Origin of the sequence: Bradyrhizobium manausense (assembly GCF_018130615.1) — a bacterium.
In the GTDB taxonomy this organism is placed as follows: domain Bacteria; phylum Pseudomonadota; class Alphaproteobacteria; order Rhizobiales; family Xanthobacteraceae; genus Bradyrhizobium; species Bradyrhizobium manausense_A.
The window spans coordinates 130,963-144,947 of record NZ_JAFCKB010000014.1; the positions used below are offsets into that span (position 1 = coordinate 130,963).

Here is a 13,985-nt window from a genome sequence, read left to right on the forward strand (position 1 = left end):
GTGTGGCCGATCGGCCGCAGCTTGTGCTCAATGCTTGGTCAGCCGCTCGCGGCTGTCGCTGCGACAGTTTCGAGCTGGCTCCTGATCCAGCGATGCGCCGGGTCCTTCTGATATCGCTGATGCCAGACCATGAACATCGGCAACTCGGCCAGCGTGCGCGTGCGTGAGGCCAGCGGAATCCGCGCATGCGCGAAGCCGTGCATGACGCCGGAGGCGAGCAGGCTCGGCATGCTCGCGAGCATCTGCGAGCCGCGCAGGAACGACGGCACGCCGGAGAAGCTCGGTACGGAAATGGCGATGTCGCGGTGGAGGCCGTTCGCCGCAAGCCGGCGATCGAAGTCGAGCCGCTCGTTATCGGTATAGACCACCGTGATGTGACGTGCGGCGAGATAAGCGCTGCGGTCAGCTGGTGCGGCGCGCGCCCTGGGATCGTAATAGCAGACGTAATGATCGCTCAGCAGCCGCTTCTGCACGATATCGACGCCGGACGGCGGCAGTGGCGTGATCAGAAGGTCGCAGCGATTCTCGCGCAGCATCGCGGGCGAGGGCGATTGCGAGGGGATCACGCGCAGGTCCAGCCCCTTCACTTGTGAGGCGACGTGACCGAAGAAGCGAGGCAGCAGCAGATCGCGCTGGAAGTCGTTGGCGGCGATCGTCAGCGAAAGCTGCGCCTGCGTCGGCTCGAAGGTGACGCCGCCGGCAAAGCTGCGCATCTCGTCGATCAACGCGCGCGCCTTCGCGGCCAATGCTTGGGCGTGGGCGGTGGCGACGATGCCGCGGCCGGACTTCGCGAACAGCGGATCGCCGGCGATCCGCCGCAGCTTGTTGAGGCTGTGGCTGACGGCGGATTGCGTCAGGCCGAGCCGCGTCGCGGCCGCCGTGACCGAGCCTTCCTCCAGCACCGCGAGGAACAATTCGAGGGCGTGGCCGTCGAGTGCCAAATGATCGATTTTCTTCATGGAATACATTATAATCGATCTATTTATCTTGAGAATAGGTGGCGGCATTATCGTTCAATAAGCCGCGCACCCGGCCCCGGGGCGCCTAAGGGAGAGACAACGCCGATGAATGTCCAGGCGCCAGCCTTAAGGGATCCCCGCCTCAACAGCCCCGAGCCATTCACGCCGCGCGACGGCGGCTTCTTCCAGCGCGACCGCTCGATCCATCCGCCGGCCTACGCGCCCGGCTACAAATCGTCGGTGCTGCGCTCGCCGCGCCAGTCGCTGCTGTCGATCGAGAACTCGGCCTCGGAGATCACAGGGCCGGTGTTCGGTCACAACGATCTCGGACCGCTCGACAACGATCTGATCCGCAATTACGCCAAGGACGGCGATCCCGTGGGCGAGCGCATCGTCGTCCACGGCCAGGTGCTGGACGAGACCGGCCGCGGCGTGCCCAACACGCTGGTCGAGTTCTGGCAAGCCAATGCCGGCGGTCGCTACCGGCACAAGAAGGATACCTATCTTGCGCCGATCGATCCGAACTTCGGCGGCTGCGGCCGCGCGCTGACGGATGACACCGGCTACTACTACTTCCGGACGGTGAAGCCCGGCCCCTATCCCTGGCGCAACTTCGTCAACAGCTGGCGTCCCGCCCACATCCACTTCTCGGTGTTCGGCTCGGGCTTTGCGCAGCGGCTGATCACGCAGATGTATTTCGAGGGAGATCCCCTGATTCCGGTCTGCCCGATCCTGACGACGATTCCGGACAAGGACGCGCTGGATCGCCTGGTGGCGCCGCTCGACCTCAACGCCTCGACGCCGTTCGACTCGCTGGCCTACCGCTTCGATATCGTGCTGCGCGGCCAGCGCTCCACCTACTTCGAAAATCGCACCGCGGGGAACTGAGCCATGCCGCAGCCGCTCAACTATCTCAAGGAAACCGCCTCGCAGACCGCAGGGCCCTACGTTCATATCGGCCTGATTCCGGCCATGGCCGGCTTCGACATTTTCGAGAAGAATTTCTCCAACGTGCTGGTGACGCCGAACACGCAAGGCGAGCGTATCACGCTGGAAGGCAAGGTGCTCGACGGCAGCGGCTCGCCGTTGCGCGACGTGCTCCTCGAGATCTGGCAGGCCAACGCGGCCGGCCGCTACAACCATCCAGCCGACCGCTCCGCCGGCGCGCTGGACCAGGATTTCCGCGGCTGGGGTCGTGGCGGCTCGGACTTCGACAGTGGCCTCATCACGTTCGAGACCATCAAGCCCGGCGCCATCGTCGACAAGACGGGCCGCAAATGCGCGCCTCACATCAATGTCTGGATCGTCGCGCGCGGCATCAATATCGGTCTCAACACGCGCCTGTACTTCTCCGACGAGGAAGCCGTGAATGCCGACGATCCGGTGCTCAACCTGGTTGAGCCGGCCGTGCGCCGCAAGACGCTGATCGCCACGCGCAGCGAGCGCGCCGGCAAGGTCGTGTATTCCTTCACGATCAATTTGCAGGGGCCAGACGAGACGGTGTTCTTCGACGTGTGAAGATCCGGCGGCCGTCCCGCAGGATCACTCTACCCGGTCGTCGCGGTTGGTCGCTTCGCGCGCGACGAACTGCGGTGGCTGACGCATCTCGCGCGATCCCGGCCGGTCGGTCGGGGCGCGCCCCACCCTTGGCTTCAGCTCCGCCAAATCAATGAAGAGGTCCGTCTGGCGGCGCAGGGCGTCGGCGACCATGGGAGGCTGAGTGGAGAGCGTGGAGACGACCGTAACGTGGGCACCGCGGCGTTGCAGGGCTTCCACCAGCGAACGGAAATTTCCATCGCCCGAGAATAACACGATCCGATCGACGTGCTCTGCGAGCTCCAGCGCACTTACGGCGAGGTCGACATCCATGCTGCCCTTCATCTTGCGGCGGCCAGTTGTGACGTCGACGAACTCCTTGGTGAGTTTGGTGACGACGGTGTACCCGTTATAGTCGAGCCAATCGATCAAGGGGCGGATTGACGAATACTCCTGATCCTCGACGACCGTCGTGTAGTAGAAGGCGCCCAGCAGCTTTCCGCGGCTCTGGAATTCGCTGAGCAGATGCCTGTAATCGATGTCGAAGCCGAGCGCCTTGGAGGTGGCATGGAGATTGGCGCCATCGATAAAAAGCGCGATCTTCTCGACTGAAGACATTGGGTGTAAATCCTCGGTTCCGTGGAAAAGCCGGGCGGTCCAGCCGAAATGGCGCGGTGCGTCAGCCCGAAAACTCTGAAGGTGCCGATGGCTTGCTGAAAAACGGCGCCGGCGACCGACAGGGATGGCCGCCTTGCGCCAAGGTTAGGGAGGATTCGATGCCACCGGCGCCAGGGCGCCGAATGCAGTCAGGCTAAGGCGCGCGCATTCGCTGCTCAATTGTACCGAGGTAAAATGCCTCCATCCAAAGGATAGGGCTCCACATACGAAGGTAGGTGGTCGCTCCGGCAACAGACCAACGGCTGCAGGTGGAAGCTGGGTCGTAGCATCTTGCGCGTGCTCCCACCGCGCCGCCGGACTATTGTCGTCGCTTCGGTTCCAGATTGAGACCAAAGTCTAGGCGGAACGCCACTGCTGGTCAGGAACCAAATCGCTTTCCGATCTTTGCTTTGACACGTCCCGCGCGGAGGGTGTCATGAGCAAGCTACAAGAGCGCGAAACCGCCCCTGACGTCTACAATCTGTTTCTCGCCGCCGTTCTCTTCATCTCGCCGTGGCTGTTCAAATTGACGAACAGCCAGGGCAAGATCGATCTTTGGATCACGAGCGCAATCATCGTCGTGCTCTCGCTTGCGGCTATCATCGCCTACCGGGACTGGGAGGAGTGGATCAACGTCCTGATGGGCGTCTGGCTGATTGCGTCACCCTGGCTGCTCGGATTTCCGCACACGCGGGCGATGCATCTGAGCATAGGCTTTGGCATCGTCATCCTGCTTCTGGCCCTGCTCGATCTCTTCTTGCATTACGAGAAGAGACATCCGGAGGAAGCCCCGGCGGAGAGCGCGCACCAGTAAGGGTTCGGATCAGCCGTCGTCGCCATGGAGCTGCGCGCGAAAGGCGCGTGGCGACAGCCCCGTGGCCGCAGCATAGACCCGGCTGAAATAGGCGGGATCCTCGAATCCGAGTGCATAGGCGATCGTCGAGACCGGCAGATTGGTATAGACGAGGTTGCGCCGCGCTTCGCGGATCAGCCGGTTCAGGACTAGGTGCGAGGCTGTGTCGCCGGTCGCCGCGCGCGTGACCCGGTTGAGATGGGTCGGCGTGATTGCCAGCGCCTTCGCGTAGTCCGCCACGGTCCAGCGCTCCAGATGATGCTGTTCGAGCAAGGCCTCGAAACGACGGAACAGATTTGAATCTGCACTGCCGCTGCCGCCGCTCTCGCCTGCGAGCGCACGTGCCACGAGACCGATCATGGCGGCGGACAATGCGCGCAGGACGTGCGCGCGGCCGAAATCGCGCGCAGCGTGTTCGGCAAAGATCTGCTTCATGGTCGCGCGGATCTGCGGGGTGCCAAGCACGACGGCGGACCGGGACAGCACGCTGCGCAGGCCCTCGGCGGCAAGCAGCGCCTCGTCCAGGATCTCCGCGGCGATAGTCAGCACCCAGCCCTGGGTTCCCGGAATGAACCGGAAGCCATGGACATGGCCAACTGGAACGTTGACGATCTGCATCGGCTTCAGGGGCACCACGCGTCCGTCGAGCGTCGCTTCGCCGCCGCCGCGTTCGATCAACAGCACCTGGTGCAGGCGGGCATGCCGGTGCACGGCGAGTGTCCAGTCATGCAGCACCGAGCGGGACGCAATCGTCTCGCAATGCACGACGTCGGGCAGGTCGCCGGCCTCGCCGAACAGATTGTAGACCCGGATGGCCGGGGCGGGGGCTTCGGTTCTCATGTTCGAATAGTACAAGACAATGGCAAAACCCTCCATCGGTCCGCGCCGCGAAATCTGCAAAAAAGTGCCGACGGGAGGACGGAAAAATGAAAGTTCAGGTTTGCATCATTGGCGGTGGGCCGTCCGGGCTGCTGCTGTCCCAGCTCTTGCACCTGAAGGGCATCGACACGATCGTGCTGGAGAAATACAGCCGCGACCACGTGCTGGCCCGCATCCGTGCCGGTGTGCTCGAACACGGCTTTGCCAGGCTGATGCGCGAGGCACGGTGCGGCGAGCGTATGGACCGCGAGGGCGAGATCCACAACGGCTTCGAGATCGCCCATGACGGGGTGCTCTCCCATATCGATCTGCACAAGCATTCCGGCGGCAATTCGGTGCTGGTCTACGGCCAGACCGAGTTGACGCGCGACCTCTACGAGGCGCGCGACCGTCTCGCCGGCAAGATCGTACATAATGCCGAGAACGTGACGCCACATGATTTGACGTCGGACCAGCCCTACGTGACGTACCGCGCGAACAGTGAGACCGTTCGAGTCGATTGCGACTATATCGTCGGCGCCGACGGCTTTCATGGTGTCAGCCGTAAGTCGATCCCGAAGGATGTGCTGCGCGAGTATGAGAAGGTCTATCCGTTCGGCTGGCTCGGCGTGCTGTCGCGCACCAAGCCGGTGTCGCCGGAGTTGATCTATGTGAGGCACGAGCGCGGCTTTGCGCTCTGCTCGCTGCGCTCACAGGTGCTGAGCCGCTATTACGTCCAGGTGCCTCTGACCGACAAGGTCGAGGATTGGTCGGACGATGCGTTCTGGGACGAGCTGAGGCGTCGTCTGCCGGACGACGTCGCTGCGCGGCTGGTCACCGGCCCCTCGATCGAAAAGAGCATCGCGCCATTGCGCAGCTTCGTCGCCGAGCCGATGAGCTATGGCCGCCTGTTCCTCGCCGGCGACGCCGCTCACATCGTGCCCCCGACCGGCGCGCGCGGGCTGAACAGTGCAGCTTCCGATATCTATTATCTCTATCACGCGATGCTCGCGCATTATCAGCAGGGCGACGATTCAGGGCTGAAAGGTTATTCCGCCAAGGCGCTGGCCCGGATCTGGAAGGCGCAGCGCTTCTCGTGGTGGATGACGATGCTGCTGCACCGCTTTCCCGACCGTTCCGACTATGAAGACCGGCTGCAGCAGATCGAGCTGGAGTACCTGCTTTCGTCCGAGACGGCGCAGCGGTTGCTCGCGGAGAACTATGTGGGGCTGCCGTTCTAACTTAGTGTAATCCCTTCTCCCCTTGTGGGAGAAGGTGGCGCGAAGCGCCGGATGAGGGGTTGCTTCAGCAGGTCCAAATGTAAGAGGTCACGCGCGGAGAGAACCCCTCACCCGTCTCGCCGCTTTGCGGCGAGCCACCCTCTCCCACAAGGGGAGAGGGTGCACCTGCGCGTGTAGCTCGCAGCCACTACTTCCCTTCGAGCGTATTCACCGGCGTCCAGTCGGCCGGCGGTGGATTGGCGGCTAGGGCTCTCGCGCGCTTGGCAAAATATCGGGACGGCGGGTCATCGCCGGCGGCGCTTTCGAACAGCTCGGCGGCTTTCGTGAAGTCGCGTGCGCGCCAGTACGCAAGTCCCTTGGCGTAAGTCGCCGCGTGGATGCTCTGCTGCTGCGTCTCCTGGTTCTTCTCGGCGAGCGGCTCGTACACCCTGATCGGCTCGTCGCGCCCCTGCACCCTGACCAGGTCCAGCTCGCGCCAGATATAGGCGTCGCGGCTTTGGTTCGCGGTCATCTCGGACGCCATGATCACGGTGCCGAAATATTTGTTGGCGCCTTCGAGCCGCGAGGCGAGGTTTACGGTGTCGCTCATCACGGTGTAGTTGAAGCGTCGGCGCGAGCCGATGTTGCCGACCACGGCCTCGCCGCTGTTCAGCCCGATGCGGTGGGCAAGGCCGCGTCCCCGAAACGCGGGATGGTTCTCGTTGAGCTCTTCGAGGCGGTCGCGGCATTGCAGCGCGGCGGCGACCGCGTGCCGCGCGTGATCGGGATCGTCGGCCGGCGCACCGAACATCGCGACGATGGAATCGCCGATATATTTGTCGACATAGCCGCCATGGCCTTCGATGATGTCGGTCATGGCCGAGAGATATTCGTTCATCAGCGCGACCAACTCGGCCGGCGCCATCTTCTCGGCGATCGAGGAGAAGCCGCTGAGGTCCGAGAAGAACATGGTGATGTTGCGCATCTCGCCGCCGAGCACGGGCATCTTGCCGGAGGCAACCATGCTGTCGATCACCTCCGGCGCGAGATAGAACGCAAAACTCTTGCGCAGGAAGCGCTCCTCGCGGTCGGCGATGACGAAGCGATAGCCGATCATCATCGCGAGAGCTGCGAGGCCCGCAAGCACCGGCTCGGTCAGGGGAAGTGCGACGGCATGGGTGAATGTGGCGACAGCGACAGCGGTGTAGGTAACGGTGAGTGCAAACCAGGTGATCGCCGCGCCGGTCGGAGCGAGCAGGCAGGCCGCGCAGGCAGCGATCGCTGCGAACACAATCGCCAGAATCAGCCGCAGTGGAGAGCCGAGCTCGGTGATGGCATCATGCTCGATCAGATTTCGCACGGCCGTGGCATGGACGAAGACGCCGGCGATTCCGCTACGGACTTCTCGCGCAGCGCCCGCAGGCGCGGGCAGGGCGCATCGCGCCGCAGGCCTCCCGTCATGTGCGCGGCTCAAATGCATCGAAGTGAGCTTGCGGTCTTCGAAGGTCAGCACGCTGCCGAGCAATACGATCTTGCCGTCGAACGCACGGTGGAAGAAGTCGGTGTCTCCCTTCTCGATACAGGCACGCAAATCGGCGAAAGAATAGGCTGGGATATCGCGGCCCATGCCGCGAAAATTGAGTGTGAGCGTGTTGGGGGGCGTGCCCGGGATCGTGTAGCCGGACAAGCTCGTCACGCCGGCCGGTCCGGTCTCGGGCTCGAGGCCGAGTGAACGTGCGGCGAGTTCGACGGCCATTGCGGGTACCGGCTGGCCTTCGATCAAGAAGCTCAACGGCGTCCGCCGGATCACGTTGTCGGGGTCGGTATGAACGTTGAGGGCGCGGATGTTGTTTTTCACCGCCAGTTGCTGCGCGCGATCGGGCCTGTCCGGATGGTCGTTGCTGAGAATCTCGCCGAGCACGAGCTTGCCGCTGTCGGAGAGGCGCCGGAGCGCAATCAGATAGTCCCGGTCAAATCCTCTCACACGGCTGCCGAATGAGGTATCGCCAAAGGGAATTTCCGACTGCTCGATCGAACTCGGAAAGATAACGTCGAATCCGATGACCTTGGCGCCGCCCTCGGTGATGCCGCCGAGCACCCGGCCGATCTCCCGTGTCCAGGTCTGCGTCGGCGAGCCCTTGAAGGGCGGGGTGTCGTAGGTCTCCCCGTCAATCGCGACGACGACGACCGGCGAGGTCGCGGGATCGCGGCGGTCGCCAATCAGCTTCCAGCGCAAGGCCGTGAGAATGTCGAGCGAGAGACCTTGCAGCCTCTGGAGTGGCGGAGACGTGACAGCCGCGCCCGCAACGAGTCCAATCAGGATCGCCGCAACGATGTCCCGCCTGCCGATCCGCCGCATCGCTGCTGACGCGGGCCGTCTATTCGAGCCGCAGCAGACGGCCGACAATCGGCGTCGGCGACGAGGTCGCGCCGGCGTCGACCTGGAAGGTGTAGCGTTTGGCGCCGATCTTCGCGAGATAGCTGCCCCCCGGCGTGAGCGATTTGCCGGCTTTTGAAAGGTCGTAGAATTTTTTGGCGACCATGATGTCGTTCTTGAGCGGCAGGCTGATCGTGGGCTCCTTGCCGTCGGTCCGCTCGATCACCAGCGTGCTGCCGCTCTTGGCCTGGATCAGCGGTGCGGTACCGTAGATCGTCGGCAGCTTGGCCGGCGCGCTGTTGGTGTCAACTCGCATCGTGCGGAACGTGGTCGCAGCGCTCTGGTTCGCCTCGCGCTCGGAGAGCTGTGCAGCGTTGGCATCGCACGGCACCTTGACGCGCTCGACGTTGCCGAGCTGCACGGTGCTCTGCTCCGCCCCGACCAGCACCACGCCTTCGGTGATGGTCTCGCGCAGGCAGGATTTGAGATAGCTCAGCGTGATGCCGGCCTTGGGACCGAGCTTGATGATCTTCCCGGGCGCCACATAATCCATGAATTCGATGCCGTCGACCTTGCCCTGCACGTCCTCGACGATGGCGGCCGGCGTTTCCGCGAGGGCCGGGGCGCTCAGGCAAAACACGCCGACGATGGCGCCGATCAGGCTTCTCATGACTGTCTCTTCCAATTCGAACGATATGCGACTGATCCACGTCCCGGCGGGAGCCTAGCAGGAGATGTCCCAGGCAAGTGTGATCAGAATCACTCTCGGTATTGGTGCACCCCTGGCAGGAACAGGTTCAAATCGTTGATGGCAGAAAACGGCGCCGCAGCAAACCGGAACGTCAGCCGCGATGTCAGACCGCGGCGGCGTCGGGCATTCGGTCCTCGTCCGGACGGTCCCCGGTCGCACCCAATATAAAGGGTGCGAGGACCACCTCGGATTTCTGCAACGGCATTGCAGCTGGTCCGGCTGCGATGCCCATCACCTCGTCCCAGCGCGACAGAAAGGCCTCGACGCAGGCCGGGTCGAACTGCCGCCCCTGGTTTGCGACCAGATAGTCACGCGCTAGTTCCAGCGGCATCGGCTCTTTATATGGCCGTCGGGTCGTCAGGGCGTCGAAGACGTCGGCGACCGCGACCACGCGCGCGGCGACCGGGATCTCGTCCGCCTTGAGGCCGTTCGGATAGCCGGTGCCGTCCCAGCGCTCATGATGGCCAGACGCGATTTCTGCACCGAGCTGGATCAGCTCGCAGCTGGAACCGGCCAAGATCTTCTCGCCGATCGTCGCATGGGTACGGATCACCGCCATCTCGTCGTTGGTCAGCTTGCCGGGCTTGAGCAGGATGTTGTCGGGAATTGCGACCTTGCCGACGTCGTGCAGGGGGGCGGCAAGATAGATGTCACGGCACAACCGGGCGGGAAGGCCGAGCTGTTCGGCGATGATCCGGCTGTAGCGGGCGACCCGCAGCGTATGCTCGCCGGTGTCGTTGTCGCGATATTCGACCGCGAGCGCGAGCCGCAGGATGATCTCTTCCTCGCGCTCGCCGAGCTTGCGTGTTGCGGCAGCAACCTCGCTGGCCAGATGCGCGGCGCGATCGTTGAGCTTGCGCACGGCTGCACCGAGCTGAATCAAATTCCGTAAGCGCACCGTCATCTCGACGCTCTGCGGTGCCTTGGGCAGGAAATCGGTTGCACCCGCCTGCAGCGCTTCCATTTTGATGTCGTCGGTCTGCCGCGACGTGATCATCGCGATCGGAATGTCAGCGCAGCCCGGCAGCGTACGAAGTGTGCGAATGAAGCTGATGCCGTCCATGTGCGGCATTTCGTAGTCGACAAGTACGAGGTCGAAGACGCGTTCGCGCGCGCAAGCCAGCGCCTCGACGGGATCGAGGAATGTGGTGGCCTCGACGAGGCCTTCCGCTTCGATATGACGTTTCAGGAAATTGAGGACAGAGCGGCTGTCATCAACCAGAAGCGCTTGGGTCAGCATCGGCGGCCGGACTCGTTCGGATGGCGAGGCGTGATCTCAAGGAATAGCCGGCGCGATTTAACGCGGAGCAAACGTCCGCACCGCGGCAAATCGCCTCAACGTTACGCGCGCGTGATTTTACGGGCTGTGCACGCTTGCATGCATTTGCGCGAATTCCGATGAAATGTGACCCGTAGTTGTACGGAGGATTCCGTTAGGGGTTTGCATACTCTCCCCCCGAATAGTCGTCGTGTGGGATTCGTTCGGTAGTTGCAGCGAATTCCAGCAAATCTGGGGGACGAATGTCGTCTGATGTCACTGAGCCGAAGTGGTCCCTACGGCTGCCTGCAGATTGCAGCATCGCCGCGATCCGCAGTGTTTACGAGCTGATCCGCGAAGCATTCGGCCGGCAGGACCGGCTCGAGATCGATTGCTCCAGCGTCGACAAGGCCGACGTGACCTCGATCCAGCTTCTGCTGTCGGCCGCCAAGACCGGCGACGCCCAGGGCCGCCCGGTGGTCCTGACCTCCTTCTCCCAATCTCTGCGTAACACCCTTCGCCGCGCCGGATTCGCCAGCGACGCGATGATCGATCAGCACTTCCCGCAAAAGAAAGATGGCATCTGATGGCCACGATTCTCACGGTCGACGATTCTCCCAGCATCCGGCAGATGATCAAGGTCGTGCTCGAGCCGGCCGGTCACAGCGTGATCGAGGCCGGCGACGGCGCGCAAGGTCTCGCCAAGGCGCAAGCCGGCAAACTCGACCTCGTCATTACCGACCTCAATATGCCTGTCATGAATGGGCTGGAGCTGATCAAGGCGCTGCGCAAGCTGCCGAGCGCGGTCGGCATGCCCATCGTGTTCCTGACCACCGAGTCCAACGACACGGTGAAGCAGGAGGCCAAGAGCGCCGGCGCCACCGGCTGGATCACCAAACCGTTCAAGCCTGAGCAATTGCTCGCAGTCGTCGCAAGACTGGTGCGCGCATGAGCGCGATGGACCCGACCGAGGTCTTTCGCCAGGAAGCCAGCGAGCTGTTCGAAGTCCTCGAAGGGGCCCTGCTCGATCTCGGCCAGCGTCCCGACGACCGCGAGCTGGTCGATTCCGCCTTCCGCGCCCTGCACACGATCAAGGGCTCGGGCGCCATGTTCGGCTTCGACAAGGTTGCCTCTTTCACTCACGAATTCGAGACTGCGTTCGATCGCGTCCGCAGGGGCGAGATCAAGCCGACCCAGGAGCTGATCTCGGTGGCGCTTGCCGCCAAGGACTATATCCGCGCGCTGATCGAAGATCCGCAATCGACCGACGATATCATCGGCGAAGCCATCCTCGACGACCTCAAGCGCTTCGTATCCTCGGATCAGCCCGTCGCAGCGGTCGCCGAGATTGTTGAAGCGCCGCCGCTGGCAGCTGTCGAGAGCAAGCAGGCCGGCTGGCAACTCTACCTGGAATTCGAATCCCACATCCTGCGCAACGGCTCGAACCCGCTCGACCTGCTGGAAGATCTCTGCAAGCTCGGTCCCTGCTTCGTCGTGCCAATCACCGACGGCGTCCCATTCCTCGACGAGATGGAGCCGGAAGACTGCTATCTGAAGTGGGACGTCAAGCTGCACGCAGCCTGCGACAAGGACGCAATCGACGACGTCTTCATGTTCGTCTCGGACGAGATGAAGCTGACGCTTTCGCCGCTGGAGCATGTCGAAGCGCCTGCGCCGGCGCCGCTGTTCCAGCTTCTCGACGAGGAGCTTGCCCCGGCGGCCGAGGCGCCGGCACCGGTCGTCGAGGCGGTTGCGGCCCCCGCGGTCGAGAAGCCCGTCGCAAAGGCGGAGCCCAAGCCTGAATCCAAGCCTGAATCCAAGGTCGAAGCCAAGCGTGACGATCGCGGCATCGCCACCGTCCGCGTCCAGGCCGAGCGCCTCGACGAGCTGATGGACCGCGTCGGCGAGCTCGTCATTGCCCAGGCACGGCTGACCCAGCTCGCAGCTTCCGGTTCTGATCTCTCGATCAAGATGATCGCTGAGGAGATCGAGCGTCTCGCCTCCTCGTTGCGCGACACCACGATGGGCGCGCGCATGGTGCCGATCGGCTCGCTGTTCGGCCGCTTCCGCCGCCTGATCCACGATTTGTCGCGCGACCTGTCGAAGCCGGTCGAGTTCGTGACCTCGGGCGAAGATACCGAGCTCGACAAGACCATGATCGAGTGCCTGGCCGATCCGCTGGTGCATCTGATCCGCAACGCCATCGATCACGGCATCGAGGATACCGCGACCCGTTCCGCGAACGGCAAGACGGAGCAGGGCCGGATCGAGCTCGCGGCCGTCCATTCCGGCGCACAGGTGCTCGTCACCGTGAAGGACAATGGCGGCGGCCTCAACACCGCCCGTATCCGCGCCAAGGCCGAAGAGCAGGGCTTGATCGCCGCCGGCGCCGTGCTCTCCGATCACGAGATCCACCAGTTCCTGTTCCATCCGGGCTTCTCGACCGCGCAGACCATCTCGGCACTGTCCGGCCGCGGCGTTGGCATGGACGTGGTCAAGCGCACCATCGAGAACATGCGCGGCTCGATCGACCTGTCGACCAAGCCGGGCCAGGGCACCACCGTGACGCTGCGCCTGCCGCTGACGCTGGCGATCATCGAAGGCCTGCTGATCCGCGTCGGCGAAGGCCGCTATATCATTCCGCTGTCGGCGGTGGAGGAATGCGTCGAGCTGACCGCCGAGGACGAGCGCTCGCGCGGCCGCAATTTCCTCAACGTGCGCGGCAATCTCGTTCCCTTCCTGCGCCTGCGCGAGATCATGTCGTCGGCCGGTGCGCCGGACCGTCACCAGAAGACGATCATCATCTCGACCGGCGAGACCCGCGTCGGCCTCGTCGCCGACCAGATTATCGGCAACCACCAGACCGTGATCAAGTCACTCTCCAAGCTGCATTCGGACGTCACGATCTTCTCCGGGGCGACCATTCTCGGCGACGGCACGGCGGCGCTGATCCTCGACGTCGCGCAGCTGGTCACGCTGGCGCAGTCGAAGGTCGAGAGGCAACACATCAGCGAGGCGGCGTAATGTCGGATGGTTTGGCGGTCGAGCACCGGGCCGACGCGATGCAGGTCGTGATGATCGGTCTCGGCGAGGAGAAATTTGCGCTCGACGCCGGTCTCGTGCGCGAGATCATCGATCCCGTGCCCGTGACCAAGGTGGCCGGCGCGCGCGCCTTCGTTCCCGGCGTCATCAATGTGCGCGGCAACGTCATTCCGCTGGCGGATTTGCGCATCCGTTTCGGCATGCCGCAGCTCGAGGACTCCGCTGATACGCGTATCGTCGTCATCGAGATCGAGCTCGACGACGAGCCCGTGCTGGTCGGCGTCACCGCCGACAAGGTCTATGAGGTCACGGAAATCTCGCAGACAGACGTGCAGCAGACGCCGCGCGTCGGCATGCACTGGAAGCCGGAGTTCATTCGCTTCATCGCGAAATGGCGCGAAGAGTTCGTCATCGTTCCGAACATGGAACGCATTCTGAATTGAAACGGAGTCTCGGGCGAGACTGGGGTTAGGG

14 protein-coding genes are annotated in these 13,985 nt (G+C 63.5%); 8 read left to right on the forward strand and 6 right to left on the reverse strand.

The genetic code is table 11. From position 1 onward, the window contains the following. Nucleotides 1–38: 38 nt before the first annotated feature. A complete protein-coding gene (locus JQ587_RS24405; protein ID WP_212426966.1) occupies nt 39–968 on the reverse strand; it encodes a LysR family transcriptional regulator in 930 nt (309 codons plus the stop codon). A gap of 96 nt (nt 969–1,064) precedes the next feature. On the opposite strand from JQ587_RS24405, the gene pcaH reads away from it, so the two are divergent. Beyond that, the gene (gene pcaH / locus JQ587_RS24410) at nt 1,065–1,847 is read left to right on the forward strand and encodes a protocatechuate 3,4-dioxygenase subunit beta (protein WP_212426967.1); all 783 of its coding nucleotides are present in this window, start codon (nt 1,065–1,067) and stop codon (nt 1,845–1,847) included. A gap of 3 nt (nt 1,848–1,850) precedes the next feature. Further along, entirely contained in the window at nt 1,851–2,477 is a 627-nt protein-coding gene (pcaG, locus tag JQ587_RS24415; RefSeq protein ID WP_212426968.1) for a protocatechuate 3,4-dioxygenase subunit alpha, read from the forward strand. Nucleotides 2,478–2,501: 24 nt separating this feature from the next. Here pcaG and JQ587_RS24420 read toward each other — a convergent pair whose 3' ends face one another. Continuing rightward, entirely contained in the window at nt 2,502–3,113 is a 612-nt protein-coding gene (locus tag JQ587_RS24420) for a LabA-like NYN domain-containing protein (RefSeq protein WP_212426969.1), read from the reverse strand. A gap of 475 nt (nt 3,114–3,588) precedes the next feature. Between JQ587_RS24420 and JQ587_RS24425 the strand changes: the two genes are divergently transcribed. Continuing rightward, on the forward strand, nt 3,589–3,966 hold the full coding sequence (locus JQ587_RS24425; RefSeq protein WP_212426970.1) for an SPW repeat protein: 378 nt from the start codon (nt 3,589–3,591) through the stop codon (nt 3,964–3,966). A gap of 9 nt (nt 3,967–3,975) precedes the next feature. Here JQ587_RS24425 and JQ587_RS24430 read toward each other — a convergent pair whose 3' ends face one another. Next, on the reverse strand, nt 3,976–4,881 hold the full coding sequence (locus tag JQ587_RS24430) for a helix-turn-helix domain-containing protein (RefSeq protein ID WP_212426971.1): 906 nt from the start codon (nt 4,879–4,881) through the stop codon (nt 3,976–3,978). A gap of 50 nt (nt 4,882–4,931) precedes the next feature. Between JQ587_RS24430 and pobA the strand changes: the two genes are divergently transcribed. After that, on the forward strand, nt 4,932–6,104 hold the full coding sequence (gene pobA / locus JQ587_RS24435) for a 4-hydroxybenzoate 3-monooxygenase (protein ID WP_212426972.1): 1,173 nt from the start codon (nt 4,932–4,934) through the stop codon (nt 6,102–6,104). 187 nt (nt 6,105–6,291) lie between these two features. Here pobA and JQ587_RS24440 read toward each other — a convergent pair whose 3' ends face one another. From JQ587_RS24440 to JQ587_RS24450, 3 genes are all read right to left on the reverse strand, one after another. Continuing rightward, the gene (locus JQ587_RS24440) at nt 6,292–8,442 is read right to left on the reverse strand and encodes an adenylate/guanylate cyclase domain-containing protein (RefSeq protein ID WP_212426973.1); all 2,151 of its coding nucleotides are present in this window, start codon (nt 8,440–8,442) and stop codon (nt 6,292–6,294) included. A 19-nt stretch (nt 8,443–8,461) separates the two neighbouring features. Continuing rightward, complete coding sequence (locus JQ587_RS24445; RefSeq protein ID WP_212299878.1) at nt 8,462–9,130, reverse strand: hypothetical protein; 669 nt, start codon at nt 9,128–9,130, stop codon at nt 8,462–8,464. A 184-nt stretch (nt 9,131–9,314) separates the two neighbouring features. Beyond that, nucleotides 9,315–10,451, reverse strand: a complete 1,137-nt coding sequence (locus JQ587_RS24450; protein WP_212426974.1) for an HD domain-containing phosphohydrolase — start codon at nt 10,449–10,451, stop codon at nt 9,315–9,317. 281 nt (nt 10,452–10,732) lie between these two features. Between JQ587_RS24450 and JQ587_RS24455 the strand changes: the two genes are divergently transcribed. The 4 genes from JQ587_RS24455 to JQ587_RS24470 are packed head-to-tail and all read left to right on the forward strand — an operon-like array spanning nt 10,733 to nt 13,954. Continuing rightward, entirely contained in the window at nt 10,733–11,056 is a 324-nt protein-coding gene (locus JQ587_RS24455) for an STAS domain-containing protein (RefSeq protein WP_212426975.1), read from the forward strand. Next, on the forward strand, nt 11,056–11,421 hold the full coding sequence (locus JQ587_RS24460) for a response regulator (RefSeq protein WP_212299876.1): 366 nt from the start codon (nt 11,056–11,058) through the stop codon (nt 11,419–11,421). Before JQ587_RS24455 ends, JQ587_RS24460 begins: the two co-directional genes overlap by 1 nt. After that, a complete protein-coding gene (locus JQ587_RS24465; RefSeq protein WP_212426976.1) occupies nt 11,418–13,493 on the forward strand; it encodes a chemotaxis protein CheA in 2,076 nt (691 codons plus the stop codon). Before JQ587_RS24460 ends, JQ587_RS24465 begins: the two co-directional genes overlap by 4 nt. Then, a complete protein-coding gene (locus JQ587_RS24470) occupies nt 13,493–13,954 on the forward strand; it encodes a chemotaxis protein CheW (protein WP_212426977.1) in 462 nt (153 codons plus the stop codon). The genes JQ587_RS24465 and JQ587_RS24470 overlap by 1 nt, the downstream gene beginning before the upstream one ends. The last annotated feature ends 31 nt before the right edge of the window (nt 13,955–13,985 follow it).